Below are 16,741 nucleotides of genomic sequence, written 5' to 3'. Positions count from 1 at the left end.
ATCATGGAAGATGTGAAAATTCTTGTGGTAGAAGACGAAGGAATCATTGGTCTTAATATAAAAAAGAAGCTGAAAAGTTTTGGATATACTGTACCGGCTATAGTTGCAACAGGGGAAGAAGCTATAAAGATGGCAGAGATAACATTTCCTGACCTCATATTAATGGATGTAAGACTTAAGGGGGACATGGATGGGGTAGAAACTGCTGAGAAGATCCGTAAGAATTTCGATATTCCGGTGATATATCTTACTGCATATTCGGATGATGAAGTTCTTGAAAAAGCAAAAAAAACTGAGCCTTACGGATACATCGTGAAACCATTCAAAGCAGATGATTTACGCAGTAACATCGAAATTGCACTTTACAGACATAAAACAGAAAAGAGTGCGCAAGAAAAAGTATGTAGTAACAGCATATGAAATCTTTGAATAACGATATTCATAAAATTCAGACACTATTGCAATAAAATCAGAACAGTTGGTATGAATGAATGGTTCACTAATAGACATAATCCTCAATTCGGAAAAACGGAAAAATGTTCTGCTTCTCTTGATGGAAGGAGAAAAAAGCCGCGAAGAGATAAAAACAAGTCTTAACGTTACTTCCACAGCCCTTATTCCCCAGATCAAGAAACTCAAGGAACATGGTCTTGTCATTCAGAATGTAGATTATTATATCTTAACCAATATGGGGAAAGTTCTGGTAGCAAACATGCTGCCTCTTTTAAGTGCAGTAGATGTTTTTGAAGAGAACAGTAACTATTGGTTGAATCGTGATCTCAACGGCATTCCTGAATCTATGCTTAAGAGATTCGGTGAACTTGGAAACTGTGTTATCATTGAGCCTGACCTTAACTACCTTTTTGAATTTCCTAAAGAATTTACTGAAAACATAAGTAAATCTACTTATGTTATGGCTTTTAACGCTTATTTCCATCCTGAGTACCCAGCCCTTTATTCAAGTCTTGCTGAAAAGGGAATCGATTTTTCCCTGGTAACAACAAACTCTGTCCATGAAAGAATGGAAAAAGATTATTCAGAAGACGTCAGGAAATTCATGAGCTTTGAAAATACTGAGATGCTTGTGTCAAATGAGAACACTGGTCTGGCAACGTTAGTTAGTACTGATAGATTCCTGTTTCTCTGTTTCTTTAATAAACAGGGACAATATGATCATACCATCCTGATGAGCTTTGACAGCAATGCACTGCAATGGAGCAAGGAACTATTCTCTTATTTCAAAGATAAAGCGGAAAATATCTCTTAAAAACGAATATAATTAAAAAAATGGATTGTACTTTTTCCAGAAGCTATTGAATCCTCAAAGGAAAAACTTCATGGATTTCACACGCATGGATCTTTATTCCTTTTCATTTCTTGTGGCCGCTATAAGCCGTGTCCTCTCCTCTTTTTAGTTTCGATGGAACTGATATCAACATGCACAGTGTCCATTAAAATTTCGCCTTTTTGATATCGTGGAATCACACTATTCTATGATCGGATTCTAAATACCTTCCTTATACCGCCTCTTTAATCATCTCATACGCTAAGTTTGAAGCATAATGATCCGGCATGGCTTTATCTACAGCCAGTTATCAGAACAAAGAGGAAACCAGTGATTAACTTACGGCCATCAGTTCTCTTTCTTCCAGTTATTGGTTATGGTGGCAAAAAACGTATAATATATTTCCATTGTTCATCAGAGAGTTATCTGAACTCCAGGCAAACCCTTAGCACAATCATTTAAGAAATAGTATTTTAAGTTTTAAAATGAGTTCCATAATAACTAAAAAGTATCTGGCAGCTTGCTACTGTTTCTTAGCAACTGCCAAATTAACTACTTTGCATAATTGGAGGTTATGCGAATTAAAAAAATATTGCAGTGAACTTTTCAATGCCACTGCCACGATTTTCTGATTTTATACACTCTGCGGTTCCACCTGCTTCGCAACATGATTTTCATGTTGTGAATAATACCACATAGGTACATACAAAGCCAGTACAAGAATTCCAACACCAGTAGAGAACCAGCTTCCTTCGACACTGTTAAGATAAATGATACCGATCAGACAGAGAGGAAGGTTGAATAGACCAAACATTAGTGAAACATTCTTCCAGCCACCTGGTGCCTTGAAAGGCCTGTCAAGACCTGCAAGATGCGGGTCTGATTTTGCCTTTACATATGCAAAGAGACTGATACCGTTTGCACAAACATATCCTATAGCGGATGCTGCAAGGATAGCTGTTGGAGTACCCATTGAAATAAGTCCCAGGTTAAAGACACCGATAACGACCATTGCCAGTATAGGAGTACCATGGGCATTCACTTTACCGAATACTCTTGGAAGATTTCCTTCAACTGCCATTGAGTGCATTGCTCTTGCAGAACCAAGGTAAGCGGTCTGGATGATAAGGACCATTGCTGCAATAAGCATTACAATAGCAACCGTTGAACCCATGTCACCGAGAGCTGCCTGTGCAACAGGAAGCATAGGATCGATTGGTGCATTGGCAATACCATCGATACCGAGTACACCGGTAACTGTCATCTGTACGATTACAAATGCCAGAAGACAGATTGCACCACAGGTGAAAAGTGCTTTTGGTACATCTTTACCTGGGTTTTTGTATTCAGGACCATAGATAGCTGCTGTTTCCCATGCACATGCACTCCACTGTGCCATTGCAAAAATACCTAGCAAGATAAGAATATGATGAAGGTCCCATACCCAGTCAGTTGGCAACCAGGTGCTTGTGATATTTGCCATTACAAAATCACCTGTAATATAAGGTACCACTGCAATTATAATCAGTGGAATAAATGCAAGTGCTGCGAGAATATAACCTACCACTGCACCACTTGAAACACCACGATAATTAATAAGTATAAGACCTCCGAATATAATAATACCTGCAACTAATGAAAGCTGATATTCACTGAAAGTGCTGGCAAGTACAGGGAAAAGGCTGTGCAAGTAAAAACCTACAAGGATAGCAAAGATAGCAAGTACGGGATTCCAGGCAAACCAGTAACTCCATGCACTGAATCCACCTACAAGCTTGCTTTTGTCATATTTTCCTTTGAAATTAGGTGTTTTGAAAACATTCTGTGCAAATCCAGGAAGACCAGATGCCTTCGGGAAAGTTGTTGCAAGTTCACCATAAGCCAGATTCTGCATGAATCCCTGGAATACGGAAAGACCCCAGACAATAATAGCAGCTGACCACAGATAACCAGCAAAGTATCCAATTGATGGCAAGATCAACAGAGGTACACCTACAGCAATTGCAAGACCCTGTTTCCAATCGATAGACCTCTCAAGCCCACTGTCGTCCCCGGTGTCACAGACCACTTTAGAACACTGCTCTGCATGATGCCAGTCTATTCCTTCTTTTTTCTCCATTTATTATCACCCCTTTTTTTAGGTAAAATGTGACACCTGCAACTCCCAAAAAAAGAAAATTGCAGATGCCATTTATGCTGCCTTATCAACCACTGGTTGATAAGGCAGCATAAACCCCATTTACTTCAACTGTCCTCTGAATTTGTCACAGCAGTTGATGTCAATTCCAAGAAGTTTCTCGATGTTCATCTTTGCTGCGATTCCTTTTGGAGCACCTGCAACTGAAGTGATTACACCAATACCAAGTTCTTCTCTCAGTTCTCTCATTACATATTCGTCACTGAGATCATCTGTAGTAACGTCCAGCTTCTTGGCAACGAAGTCCTTTGCTTCTCCAATTCTCATGCTCTTTGAAAGCTGCATCCTTGCAACAAGGTCACCAGCAGCTCTGATTCCGCTCATTCCGGAAGTCATTATGTGGGAGATCGGCATACCCATCGGGTCGCCGACCCCTATCTATATTCCATCCACGCCGGCGACTTCGACCATCGCCTTGCTTGCTCTTGAAACTGCATCAATTGTTGGAGTCTCGAACATTGGAATACTGCCTACACCCATTCCCATGTTCACATGGCAAGGGATAGGGGAAGCTTTAACAGCTGCCTTCATGAAGTTAACAGCTCTTCCAAGGTTCCATGCAGATGATTTGCTGGTATTTGTGTTACATACAGGACCAAAGACATTTGCACCAGCCTTTGCTGCAAGTGGTGCCTGCTGGTGTGGCCACAGACCTGCGAGTACAGTACCGTCATATTCCAGTTCACCGTGAAGACCGAGCAAAAGCTCTCCTGCCATACCTGCTTCAATATAGATGTCAGGATACTGTTTTCTCAATGCCTCAATAGCGTTGAGGGATGCGAACATGTCACCATCTCCTGCAGCACCGATAGTATCGAAGTTAACACCATCTGCACCGGATGCCATGAGTTTCTGCATGATCCAGATCATGTCCCTTGTACCATGCTCAGCAGCATGTTCCATGGATCCCTGTGCTTCCTTGATCTTGAAAGCCTTCATAAGGTCGCCTGGGTTCTCGAAAGGACCGTCAGGTGTGTAGTAAAGACCAAGATTTGGCATTGCACCGTAAAGCAAAGGAACTACCATGTTCTGCTGGCAAACTTCCATTGTCTGCATTTCCTGTGAGATTACAGGTTTTACAGGTTTGTAACTGTAGTCGATGTGACCTAATTCCATTGTGTCAGCACCGAATGCTCTCTCGTGCATCATTGCACCAACGAGTCTGCTGGATGGAATACCTACACCACTGTTACCCTGGTCACCGTCAATTCTGATGGTTCCGATATCGTGGGTCACTGGGACTTCCATACCTTGTTCGACACCAACCATTCTGGAAGGCATTGTGATGATATCTACGAGCTTGTCGATCTCATCTTCACTAAGGTTAGGGATCTCACCAAGGTCTGCAGCATCTGCCATACCTGCTTTAAGGTCAGCAATGATCTGCTCCTTTGTCATGAAAATACGCTTTCCGTCTCCCATTCTAAGTTTATATTCTGTTGCCATAAAAATCACCTCATTTAAAGCAGGAGTTCCTTAGCTTTTATAACAGCTTCACTGGCATTCTCTGCATAGCAGTCTGCACCGATCTTTTCAGCCCATGCTTCTGTTGCTGGAGCACCGCCGACCATTACCTTGATACCATCTCTAAGACCATTCTCCTTGAGCATCTCAATGACTTCTTTCTGGGCACCGAGAGTGGTTGTCATAAGCGCAGACATTCCTACCATGTTTGCGTTGGTTTCTTTGATCTTGTCAATGAAATTCTGAAGAGGAACATCTCTGCCGATATCGTGGACTTCAAAACCTGCTGATTGAAGCATGGTTGAGACAATGGACTTGCCAATGTCATGGACGTCGCCTTCGACAGTACCGTTTACTATAACACCGAGCTTCTTGCTTGCAGCATCTGCTGGCATATCTGCTTCAAGGAGAGCGACACCTGCTTCCATTGCGCCTGCAGCCATCATTACGTGAGGAAGGAACATCTTACCTCTCTCAAAACGGATACCAACTTCATTCATTCCTGCTGCAAGACCTTTTTCGATAATTTCAGGAGCTGAAATACCTTCATTTCTTGCTTTCTCTACAGCTGCTGTTACAACATCATTCTTGCATGTGATAACTGCATCTGATAATTCTTTGAACATTTCTTCTTTACTAATAATAATACCTCCATCACTTTTTGCCTTCAGTTGGTATAGAACATGAAACTTGAAGAGCAATCAGTTATAGTAAAGCATAAGAAGAAAATGTATATATCATAAACTCAATCAAATGTGCTTACTGTGTTTGAATTCACTACCCTCACGAAAATAATCTATTGCTTTGATAGTATTACAACGGCGTTGTAATCTTAGGTCATCATTAAAACAATTAAACTAAGAATAATAAAAATATTGTAAATAACAAAAAATAATTTCTCCGGGTGGAAAGATGATGACTAGTCACATGAAGGATTTGACCCGGAGAAGCAAATCAATATCAATAATTATGACTCTTTGCCATCTCCACCATTGCCTGGAGATTCTCGGTTGGAGTCTTACTTACTATACCGCATCCTGGAGCCAGCAATCCTACTTCTGCGTCCAGAACCTTCTCTGACTCTTTCTTGATCTCCTCAAGTGTCTTGTTCCAGAGCATGTTCACCGGGTCAAGGTTTCCAACTATGACTGACTTTCCAACCAGACCCACAGCAGTTGCAACATCTACATTCTGGTCAATACTGATACCATCCACACCGGATGATTCCATAAGTACAAGACCCTGGGTCGTGTCACCACAGATGTGCAGTACCGTAGCAACGTTAAGCTCGCGCATAGCATCACAGATCTTCTTGTGATAAGGCACTACAAACTTCTCGTAGAACTCAGCACCAATAAGCTGGGCACTTGCCGTAGGGTCAATGATGACCATGGTGTCTGCACCGTTCTCTACCATCTTCTTTGCATATGCAACATTGAACTCGGTTGTGAACTCCATAAGTGCAAGACCGAATTCCTCGTTTGTGAAGATAGCCATGAACCAATCGTCACCATTGATATGCTGAGCAAGAGAGAAAGGACCGATCATACTGCCCATTATAGGAAGTTCATCACCATATTTGTCTGCGAGAATCTTGATCGCATCACATACAACACCAATTCTTCCGTGGTCAAGGTTATAGCCTTCGAGTTTTGCAATGTCCTCTATATTACTTACAACATGACCGACAACTGATGGTTGCTGTTCCTGAGTACCATCCTTGATCTCACAGCCGAAGAACTCAGCTTCTGCGGTGATGTCAAAAGGAACACGTACTGCTTCAAATCCTACGACTGTATGCCCTGCTTCGGCAAGGGTTGCCATCTTTTGCGCATCACTGTTTGCTTCGGGCCAGAAAGCGCCACAGGCTTCCATCTGTTCTACTGTTCCTGTTTGTGTTACGGAAACAGCAGGCATCCTGTCAACAGGCTGACCGGTTAATGCACGTGCTAATCTTTTTTTTGGTGTATATTCTGCCATTATATTAAACTCCTAAAAATAAAATTGAAATCCAGAATTACAATTCTGGACCCCATCCACACTTTTTTCCAGGTTTTGAAGTCGCAGAAGTTATTTCAATTCCCGTTGAACCTTCCCATAGACCATGTACATTACAACCTTCGATCGCCCTTAGGATTACAATTGCTGATCGTACACCACATGTACCACATACACCAAATCCATGAATTCTGCAGTTCATTATCTCACGTGCGGAGATCATCTCTTCAGTTCCAACCACCGTAAAAGTTGCCTCAGCTTTTCCGTCTGTTACTTTCAATTCTTTTTTCTCGACAAAATCACCATTTATATGTAACTCTATCCATTGTATGTAATGGTCTTCTTCCATCACATGAGGAATACTACCAATCGTAACTTTCACCTCAAAAGGCTCACCTGCTATTACCTCTGCAGGAGCTTCAATGACTGGAATATGCTTTTTTTCCATGTCAGTGAGATTTTCATTATCTTTTGCTCGTTGAACATTGATATCTGATTTCATAAATTTCACCTGTCATCTGATATTTATCTGTTTTACAAATAGGCTTCTCCGTTTAAAAAAAGTAAATGTCAGTGCTCCCACTGACATACCCCTCTAAAACTTATAGTGGCTTACCGAGTGGTACAGCATAACTACGAAGAATAGAATTATCCCTCCCAGCAAGCTGAAATAGCCTATCGGATCCCATAGGAATTGGATAGCACCTGTCTCTGTCCATCCAACAAGCACTGAACCCTGAATTTGTGTTGGTACCACAAGACAGACAAAGGCAAGTATGAATATAAATACAATATCAAATGCCTCCCTCAGTGCACTCTGTTTCTGTGTGTTTTCATCCATATTGCCCACCTCAGTCATAGTATTTGAAATCGAACATGTGTTGCTTAATTGAGTGACGTACCTGCCAGTAACCCATTGTTTCAATTCCCACTACCAGTACAAAGAACACAACATAGATTCCTCTGATTGCAGGAGAGACCGCTGAACCTGCTGCGGATAGTATAGTAAAGACTACATAACCCTGCACAACTATCAACAGTGCTATTGCACCTACTATCAAATATGTGTCCTTTGCGAATGCTGCATTATATTTTGTTTCGCTAACTCCAACCATTCATATCACTCCTTTTCAGCATGATGACTTGGGTTTGGCCAACCCATTTCCTCGCCCCAATCCAAAGTTTTCTGGAAGTTCTTGTGCCTGTTGTGGAAGTAGAAGTATGCTATCAGATAGAAAGCCAGAGCAAAGATGAGGTTGTATCTGTATCCCCAGAATAGTGTGGACATGATAACAATAGCTATTGCCATTGCAAAGTAAGATATCCATGGTTGTAGGGGACTCACGAAAGGACGTACCTTGTTAATATGTGTCGGGAACATCTTTCTGAAACGTAGCAGAGCAAATGGTATCAATACATAGCAAAGCAATCCGGATACAATGGAGAAGGTAATGACCTGGTCCAGATAACCACTGAATGCAAAGGCTATTGCGATAGGCATTGTGAAAATTACTGCTTTGTAAGGTGTCTGATATTTTGGATGTACGGAAGAGAACCAATTTGACACAAAATGATCCCTTGAAAGAGCAAACCATGATCTTGAGGAATCACAAACACATCCGTTTGCACTGGAAACACAAGTAAGCAAAGTTCCAAGCGCCAACAGAGCTATCAGTACATACACACCACTTGACTGTGCAGCCTCAAACAATGGATAGACTGAAACTCCAAGACCTTCTGCAGGTATACTGGAAGGGAGCAGACTTGCACATATAAAGAGTGTCATCGCAGCTCCGACAAGTAGTGTGATCATTCCTGCCTGTTGTCCAAGAGGTACTGCTCTTGAAGGATGTTTACATTCTTCTGCACACATCGCTGCTCCTTCTATACCCAGGAAGAACCATGGACCGAACTGCAAAGCTGCAAACAGACCTATAAGGCCATTTGGCATAGCTCCCTGGAAAAGGTATTCCGGATGAAGCTCAAATACACCGAATGTTCCTGAGAAGAAGAACGCTATAATAGCAAGGAAAGCTATAGCTGTCATGAAGAAGTTAAGCGTGAGCGCAGCCACCACACCTCTATAATTGATAAATGTAAGTGTCGCTATTACTAATAATGTCACAGGGAATACTTGCAATTCGGGGAATACCTCCTGCGCTATGAATGCAACAACAATAGCATCCGCAGCTTCCAGGGCTATATATTCCATGTATACAGCAAGACCTACACTCGCTGCTGCACCAGGTCCGATAAACAAACGTGCCCAATCATAAGGACCTCCCGCCAATTTTGTAGCGGATCCCAGTTCACTTGCACACAAAGCAATTATCACGTACATTGTTCCTGCAACAAGCATTGCAAGCAATGAACCCAGGATACCTCCCTTTGCCACAGTGAAATTCCACCCCATAAATTCACCTACAAGAACTATCCCCACTCCCAAAGCCCATACGTGATAAGGTTTTAGAGTCTTGACAAGTCCAGGTGATTCTGTTACTTCGTCGGTCAAATCATCACCTCTTTAATTTTTTGGATGTTTTGCTCGCATCAAGCAATACCCATGCAATCAATGCGAAGGCTAGTAAGTATATTACTCCGTTAATGATCGTCCAATAAGTGTCCATTGGAAAACCTCCTTTTTAGTATATTCTACATGATTATTCATTACTTATTTAGATAAAAAAAATGCCAGCGATAGCTTTCGCTGGCAAACTGTTCCAAGTAGCTTAGAATACAAGTCCAAGCTCTTCGAGCTTCTTGCGTGCGCCGTCGTAGACCTTCACATATTCATCGGTTGGTGTTACGGTAGCAACATCGTAACATTCCTGGAATGTCTTACCAGCTGGTGCATTTGCATAGTCGTTCTCGTAGAGCTTTACAAGGTTGTCAAGGATCTTGTTGACCTCTCCAATGTCCATGCCTGCAGTTGCTCTTGCGACTTCTCCCATCATCCTTGCTTCCATACCTGTGGTCTTGTCCTGGACAACACCCTTTGCAGATGCAACACCGGAGAGGATCTCACGGCCAGATGCTGTGTCGGTCATAGACTGTGCGGATGCTTCAAGCAGACACATCTCGGTACATGGACCTGCACATGGATAGTACTGGTTACCGGAGAGCATGTCAGTGAATTCTGAGATCGTTGCACATGCCCATCCTGCGATCTGGAGGGTCTCACGAGTGTTTGTGGATCCCCAGCGGATGTGGACCGGACCGTCAAGATGCCAGCTTGCATTGCTCATTACAAATGCATTGATGTGGGTTGCGATGTCGACAATTGTGGTTTCTTCTATGCCACCGGCATATCCACCAAAGATAGGCATCTGTTCATCCATGATGATGTCACTGTTAGCTTGATAATGTGCAATTACACTGATAGCATCAAGGTCGATCTTAAGCTCATTGAGCTGAGATACTTCGTGACTGTCGCTGCATGTCTGGCCACCGGCACAGTCTGAAGCGATATTTCCCTGAGCGGACAGGGAAGTCTCTGGTCCCTATATGCCCATGCCTGGCCTTCCGGCCATTGCAGTTGCAGCCTTGATAAGTCTTGTCTCTGTCTTGGCAGCCAGGATCTCGTAAGGGCTCTTTGGAATTGTTGGCTTTCCACGAACAGACATAATAACACCATCAACAATAGTGTCGACTTCTTTCTCAAGAGCGTAACTCATGTGAACAGGCATGAAAACGTCTTCAGAAATTGGGGAACCTGTTGGACCACCCTGTATTATTGGTTTTCTCTTGTCACCGACACTTCTTTTTCTGACATTTACTGCGTCTCTGCCAGTTCCGAGAACAAATTCTTTCTGGACGTTGTTGATAGCGTCCCATATCTCATCCTCAGTATATTTTACTACACGACTTGTATCGGTACAGTATATACCACAGTCAAGAAGCATTTCAAAACCTGCTTTGAACAGGTTTTCCATCATGTCCTTGTCTGTTGGAATGAATTCTCCTTTGAAATCAAGGTTATATTTCTGCTTGAGCTCCATTGACTTCATAGGAATGGTCATGAGGTCCCAGTCATCCTGGGTCATCTTTGTACCTTTCTTTGCACGCTCGTAGAATTCATAACAATCTAATGATCTTGAAAATGTCATATTATATCCCCCTTATTTCATAATATCTAATGCTACACGAGCTGCATCTGCTGCATTCTCTGCTGTTGCATCTGCACCGATCTCTGCGATCCAGCCATCTGAAACTGGTGCACCACCGAACATGATCTTTACAGAATTCCTGAGATTTTCTTCTACAAGAGCTTCAACGGTGTCTTTCTGACCCAGCATAGATGTAGTCATGAGTGCAGAACCTACAAGGAGTACTTTGCTACCCTCGAGCTTTTTGATCTCATCCATGATGTCATCATTTGGTACGTCCACACCAAGGTCAACTATCTTGAAACCATTTGCACCGAGCATTGTTGTTACAAGGCGGTGACCGATATCATGAATATCTCCTTCCTGTACAAAAGTGATGGCTGTTCCCACTCCTTCTCCAGCCTTTGCATCTGCAAGTAAAGGAGTAAGAATCTCCATTGCAGCGTTCATTGCCTTTGCAGACATCATGATCTGTGGAAGGTAGATCTCGGCTGCTTCAAATTTATCTCCTATAATCTTCATGCCTACTGAAAGGCCGCCTTCTATCGCTTCAACAGGACCGATACCTGCATCCAGAGCTTCCTGTGTAATCCCTGCACAACCATTTATGTCTTGATTCACAATTGCGTCTCTAAGTTTGTCTAACATTTCCTGATTTCCCATTAAATCCACCTTTTGTATTTTTCATATTATTTTTGAAGTTGTTTTTACAGAGTTGCATCTACCAGTACAACTATTCTTAGAAACAACTGCCTTAAGAGAAGTTATCCAATTGATAACGACTGCATGTAACAGAATTAACTGACAGCATATAGCATAATTCATCCCGATTTTTCAATATTTACAGTATATAGCTCCTCGATTATTACTTTAAAATAGGTATGAAGATTTCAGTTTCTGACTGATTATTAAAAAGGAGGCATAATTATCATAGTCCTTGTGAATTGTCACATATCTTGTGAATTGTAAACATCAATGTGAATTTACCTATAAATTAAATTAATATAAGGTTAGATTAAAACGTGATTAGGGGAACGCAAAAATGTATTTGTCATACTAAACAAGGATTTTGACCAATGGATTTAAGGAAACTCACAATCAAAAGTCCCTGAAAATAGGACTATTGCAGCAGAAACGGGGAAGATGATGGGTATGAAAACGTCACTGATAAATACTGTTTGGTTTTCTGAAAAAAGAAAGAATGTATTGCTACTATTATATGAAGGGGAAAGGGACATCGAACAAATAAAAAAATCACTTAATATAACAACCAGATCCATAATGCCCCAAATGAAAACACTGAAGAATAACAACCTTATAAAGCAGGAACAAGACCAATTCAGTTTGACCACTATAGGAAAAACAATTGTGAAGAGTATGCTGCCATTTCTTTGTACATCAAGGATTGTTGAAGAGAATAAAGATTTCTGGGCTAGCAGGAATTTTGATGCAATACCTCCACATCTTTTCAGTAAAATAAATGACCTTGGGCATTATTTCCTCATAGAACCCGATATCAACCACATGTTTGAGCTCCCCAGGGAATTTGTTGATAACATTCCTAAATCAAAATCTATTGTGACTTTTGTTTCATATCTTCATCCAACATTCCTTTCTCTTTATTTGGAAGCAGCCCGATCAGGAGCAAATATATCACTTTTTGTTTCAGAGAAAGCTTTGGAAAAAATAAAAAAAGAGTACTTTGAACAATTCAATGAATTGATGAAAATAACAAATATAACTGTTTTCCTTTGCAAAGAGAACCCGAAAATACCAATGGTAACAGTGACTGATTGGTTTTGTTATATTTGCCTTTTCAATGAGGAGGAGAGATATGACCACAGGGATATAATCAGTTTTGACGAGAGTTCCTTAAAGTGGTGTAATGAACTGTTCGACTATTACAGGATAAATTCACAAAAGCTCTGTCAAATAACAGAGGTTGAATAAGAGACATGTTCTTTGGGGTAGGGGGGTCAGATAATGGAATCATCACTAACTGAAATCGTTTGGTTTTCTGAAAAAAGAAGAAAAGTATTATTATTATTACTAAGCGGACCAAAGAGTCCCGATGAAATGAAGAAGGAGTTTAACGTGGATTGGCGTTCTTTAATACTTCCACTAAAGGAGTTAAAAGAAGAAGGACTGGTCCGTAACCCTGAAGGATTTTATGAACTATCAAACATTGGGAAACTTATCGTAGAAAACATAAAACCAATAGAAGGTATTTTGAATCTCTTTGGGAAAGATACAGATTACTGGGTTAAAAGAGACATGAATGCCATCCCGGGACATCTGCTGGAAAGTATCGGAGAAATAGAGGATTCTATAATAGCCGAGCCAGAATTGAACGATATGTTTGAACCTACAAGGGAATTTACTGAACATCTTATGAATTCAAAACATGTACATTTTATTTTTTCAATATATCATCCATTGTATCCGTCACTTTACAATAAACTTGCAGAAAAGGGAACTGAAATATCAATCATTCTAACTGAGGCTGTACTTGAAAGATTGCGCGAAGACAGCCAGGAAGAACTGAAAAAAATGCAACATCTCGAAAATATAAACTTGTTCTTATACGAAAAAGAAGTGTGTCCTCCACCAATTGTAGTTACGGATAATTTATTTTCTGCCAGTTTTTTCAATGACAAAGGAATGTATGACCATAGAGATATCATGAGTTTTTCCCAAAAATCTCGAAAATGGGGAGAGGAACTGTTCGGATATTACCAAAAAATGGCAAATGAGATTCACAAAGTATGATGAAATTGATTCTGCAGCAATATCAAATAGATACTGATGAGAAGGTGTGTATGAATGAAAAATAATGAGATGTCAATAAAAACCAAGTTGATTATTTACATAGTGATTAGTGTTTTTTTGGTACTTGTTGTTTCAACTGCCGTCAGTATTACAAACGTGACCATACAACAAAGAGAACTTGCATATCTTCAATCCGTAGAAATGGCAAGGGATTATGCCAACCAGTTCGACGGGGACATGAAGGCGAATATGGCTATTGCGGAAACCCTTGCCAGATCAATGGAAATGTACACAACTGCCAATAGGCAAGAAGTGAACAATATTCTAAAAAATGTTCTTGAAGCATACCCTTCTCTTACGGGAGTTTATGTCGGATACGAACCTAATGCTTTTGATGGAAAGGACAATGAATATGTGAATGCTCCATTTCACGATTCCACCGGGAGATTCGTACCTTACTGGAACACTATTCAGGGGCAAATAGGAGTGGAACCCCTGGTAAATTATGATACACAGGATTACTATCAAATTCCAAAAACAACACATGACGATGTTGTTACTGAACCTTATTTTTATCAGGGTATTTTCATGGTAAGCTTTGATGCACCTATCTTTAAAGATAATGAATTCATAGGCATTGCCGGTGTTGATGTATCCCTTAGTTACATCGATGACGTGGTAAGTGGTATAAAAGCTTTTGACACCGGATATGCATTCGTGACAGGAAATACCGGTATCCTTGTATCCCATCCTGAATACAAAGAGAGAATGGGAACACGAACTCTTTACGATTTTGGCATACCTGAAATATCAATGGCAGCAGATGATATCAAAATTGGAAAGGGTGGAAGTGTTGAAACCATCGATCCTGCCACAGGCAAAGAAGTCATAATGTTCTACGAACCTGTAAAAACAGGTAACTACTCTTTTGTGCTTGTAGTCCCAAAGGAAGAAATGTTTGCCGGGGTCACTAAGCTCAGGAACACACTTATCATCATATCTGTGATATCGATCTGTTTTATGGGTTTAGTCGCTTATCTGATAGCAACATCAATAACTTCACCTATAAATGAAATAGTCAATAACTTCAGGACCATCGCTCAGGATGTAGTTGACGGAAACCTGGATACAAAAGCACAAACCAATGTAGAGAGAGACTTCAAGGAAATTCCAATCGGACTCAATATGATATTGAATGCTGTAATAGCACCAATCCGTGAATCTATCAGAGTTACAAATGCTCTTGCAAACGGAGAGCTGGGAACACGTACCGAGCTGGAACTTAAAGGGGAATTCAAGCACCTTGGAGATACATTGGATAATTTTGCAGGTTCCCTGAACAATATTATTGCAGATTCCAGCAATGTACTTACTGCTATACAGAACAATGATTTCTCCCGCAGTGTCAAGGTCAATGGTGAAAATGATTTCAAGGTTTTAACGGGTGGAATAGAAAAGACAAGAAACTCGTTAAATCTGGCTATTCACGAGCAAAGAAGAGCGGAAAAGGCTCTCAGGGATTCTGAAAGGAAGTTCAGGACTTTGTTTGAAAGTCAAAATGATGCAATATATCTTACTGATATGCAAGGAAATATCCTGGAAGTAAATGAGATCGCATGTTCAAGAATGGGATATACCCGCGATGAATTCCTTTCCCTGAAGCACATGGATATTGATGCTTCCAACCGTGGAATGGATTTCCTTAGACTTATCAAAGAGTTATGTAAGATCAAAAGCAACCTATTAGAAACAATCCACATGAGAAAAGATGGTACTGTTTTTCCAGTAGAATTAAGCAGCCGAATAATCATGTTTGACGGGGATACAGCAGTCATTACCATTGCAAGAGATATCAGCAAAAGAAAACAGACGGAAAGAGAACTCAAGAACTACGCTAAAAAGCTAAAACATTCTAATGAGCTTAAAGAAGAAATGGAGCACATAATCAATACCAGTCCTGTTATGGTCTTCAAATGGAAAACAGAACCTGACTGGCCAGTAGAATTCGTTTCTGAGAACATCGCAAAACTTGGTTATACTGTAGAAGATTTTACATCAAACCGTATCAAATATGCCGATATCATACACCCGGATGACAGTGAAAGAACGCATTTGCATATTTCCAATTATTATATGAAAAAGGATGCAGAACTGAACTATGAGTATAGAATAATCACAAAATCAGGCGACATAAGATGGGTAGATGAAAGGACTTTCTCAAGGCGTGATCATTCCGGCAGAATCACACTACAGGGTATCATTCTTGATATAACTGAACGTAAAAAAGTGGAAGAGGCACTTTTACAGGGAGAGAACATACGTAAAAAAGAAATACACCACCGTGTTAAAAACAATTTGCAGGTGATCTCAAGTCTTCTCTATCTTGCATCTGACAATTTCGAGGATCCGGATGTAATAGAGGCATTCATGGACAGTCGTAATCGTGTGCGTTCAATGGCTCTGATACATGAAGAGTTGTACCAATCCAAGGATATAACAAGTATTGATTTTTCTGATTACACGGAAAAATTGATGGATTATTTATCCAAATCTTACGGGACTGGAAACAAAAACATTAAACTGAGTTCGAATATTGAGAATGTTTATCTGAATGTTGATACAGCTGTTCCACTGGGTATGATAATCAATGAACTTGTTTCAAACTCACTAAAACACGCTTTCCCTGAAAGAAAAGAAGGGGAGATAAATGTGGAACTCAGTGTCCTGAGAGGGAACTTCCTGATAAAAATAAAAGACAATGGAATCGGACTTTCTTCTGAGATAGATTACAGAAATACTGAATCTTTAGGTTTGCAGCTTGTGGTCACACTCGTTGACCAGATTGATGGTACTATTGAACTAAATACAATTGATGGAACCGAATTTTCCATAAATTTTAAAGAGAGAAAATGAAGGTGTGAA

At 40.6% G+C, this 16,741-nt stretch carries 13 protein-coding genes and 2 pseudogenes; 5 read left to right on the top strand and 10 right to left on the bottom strand.

Translation table 11 applies throughout. The annotated features are described in order from the left end of the window. Positions 1-3 precede the first annotated feature (3 nt). Together WN948_RS08410 and WN948_RS08405 are read left to right on the top strand one after the other, a co-directional pair. Positions 4-420 carry a response regulator gene (locus tag WN948_RS08410; RefSeq protein WP_342303772.1) on the top strand — a complete coding sequence of 139 codons (417 nt, stop codon included), beginning with the start codon at positions 4-6 and terminating at the stop codon, positions 418-420. 67 nt (positions 421-487) lie between these two features. Continuing rightward, on the top strand, positions 488-1,267 hold the full coding sequence (locus WN948_RS08405) for a winged helix-turn-helix domain-containing protein (protein WP_342303771.1): 780 nt from the start codon (positions 488-490) through the stop codon (positions 1,265-1,267). A gap of 652 nt (positions 1,268-1,919) precedes the next feature. On the opposite strand, the gene WN948_RS08400 is transcribed toward WN948_RS08405, so the two are convergent. The 10 genes and pseudogenes from WN948_RS08400 to WN948_RS08355 all read right to left on the bottom strand — a co-directional run bounded on the left by WN948_RS08400 (position 1,920) and on the right by WN948_RS08355 (position 11,713). After that, complete coding sequence (locus tag WN948_RS08400) at positions 1,920-3,404, bottom strand: APC family permease (RefSeq protein ID WP_342303770.1); 1,485 nt, start codon at positions 3,402-3,404, stop codon at positions 1,920-1,922. A gap of 120 nt (positions 3,405-3,524) precedes the next feature. Then, positions 3,525-4,928, bottom strand: a pseudogene (mtbB, locus tag WN948_RS08395) ([dimethylamine--corrinoid protein] Co-methyltransferase). Between the two features lie 14 nt (positions 4,929-4,942). Further along, positions 4,943-5,572 carry a dimethylamine corrinoid protein MtbC gene (gene mtbC, locus WN948_RS08390; protein ID WP_342303769.1) on the bottom strand — a complete coding sequence of 210 codons (630 nt, stop codon included), beginning with the start codon at positions 5,570-5,572 and terminating at the stop codon, positions 4,943-4,945. A 334-nt stretch (positions 5,573-5,906) separates the two neighbouring features. Next, a complete protein-coding gene (mtbA, locus tag WN948_RS08385; RefSeq protein WP_342303768.1) occupies positions 5,907-6,926 on the bottom strand; it encodes a methylcobamide:CoM methyltransferase MtbA in 1,020 nt (339 codons plus the stop codon). A gap of 37 nt (positions 6,927-6,963) precedes the next feature. Beyond that, positions 6,964-7,446, bottom strand: coding sequence for a class II SORL domain-containing protein (locus WN948_RS08380; RefSeq protein WP_342303767.1), 483 nt, complete (start codon positions 7,444-7,446; stop codon positions 6,964-6,966). A 93-nt stretch (positions 7,447-7,539) separates the two neighbouring features. Further along, positions 7,540-7,785: an AcrB/AcrD/AcrF family protein gene (locus WN948_RS08375; RefSeq protein WP_342303766.1), complete on the bottom strand. Its 246-nt coding sequence runs from the start codon at positions 7,783-7,785 to the stop codon at positions 7,540-7,542. A 10-nt stretch (positions 7,786-7,795) separates the two neighbouring features. Then, on the bottom strand, positions 7,796-8,059 hold the full coding sequence (locus WN948_RS08370; protein ID WP_342303765.1) for a monomethylamine permease: 264 nt from the start codon (positions 8,057-8,059) through the stop codon (positions 7,796-7,798). Positions 8,060-8,064: 5 nt separating this feature from the next. Continuing rightward, positions 8,065-9,456 (bottom strand): amino acid permease, encoded by a 1,392-nt coding sequence (locus WN948_RS08365; RefSeq protein WP_342303764.1) that lies wholly within the window; start codon positions 9,454-9,456, stop codon positions 8,065-8,067. Between the two features lie 217 nt (positions 9,457-9,673). Further along, a pseudogene (locus WN948_RS08360) lies at positions 9,674-11,050 on the bottom strand (monomethylamine:corrinoid methyltransferase). Between the two features lie 12 nt (positions 11,051-11,062). Further along, positions 11,063-11,713, bottom strand: a complete 651-nt coding sequence (locus WN948_RS08355) for a methyltransferase cognate corrinoid protein (protein ID WP_342303763.1) — start codon at positions 11,711-11,713, stop codon at positions 11,063-11,065. 489 nt (positions 11,714-12,202) lie between these two features. On the opposite strand from WN948_RS08355, the gene WN948_RS08350 reads away from it, so the two are divergent. Genes WN948_RS08350 through WN948_RS08340 form a run of 3 tightly spaced genes read left to right on the top strand, consistent with a single transcriptional unit; the run spans position 12,203 to position 16,732 of the window. Then, positions 12,203-13,000 (top strand): winged helix-turn-helix domain-containing protein, encoded by a 798-nt coding sequence (locus WN948_RS08350; RefSeq protein ID WP_342303762.1) that lies wholly within the window; start codon positions 12,203-12,205, stop codon positions 12,998-13,000. Between the two features lie 33 nt (positions 13,001-13,033). After that, a complete protein-coding gene (locus WN948_RS08345; protein WP_342303761.1) occupies positions 13,034-13,819 on the top strand; it encodes a winged helix-turn-helix domain-containing protein in 786 nt (261 codons plus the stop codon). Between the two features lie 54 nt (positions 13,820-13,873). Next, positions 13,874-16,732: a PAS domain S-box protein gene (locus WN948_RS08340; RefSeq protein ID WP_342303760.1), complete on the top strand. Its 2,859-nt coding sequence runs from the start codon at positions 13,874-13,876 to the stop codon at positions 16,730-16,732. Positions 16,733-16,741: the final 9 nt, after the last annotated feature.

This window comes from Methanolobus sp. ZRKC5 (assembly GCF_038446525.1).
GTDB lineage: Archaea > Halobacteriota > Methanosarcinia > Methanosarcinales > Methanosarcinaceae > Methanolobus.
The sequence above is the reverse complement of the archived record's forward strand: the minus strand, read 5'-3'. Positions and strand labels throughout refer to the sequence as shown.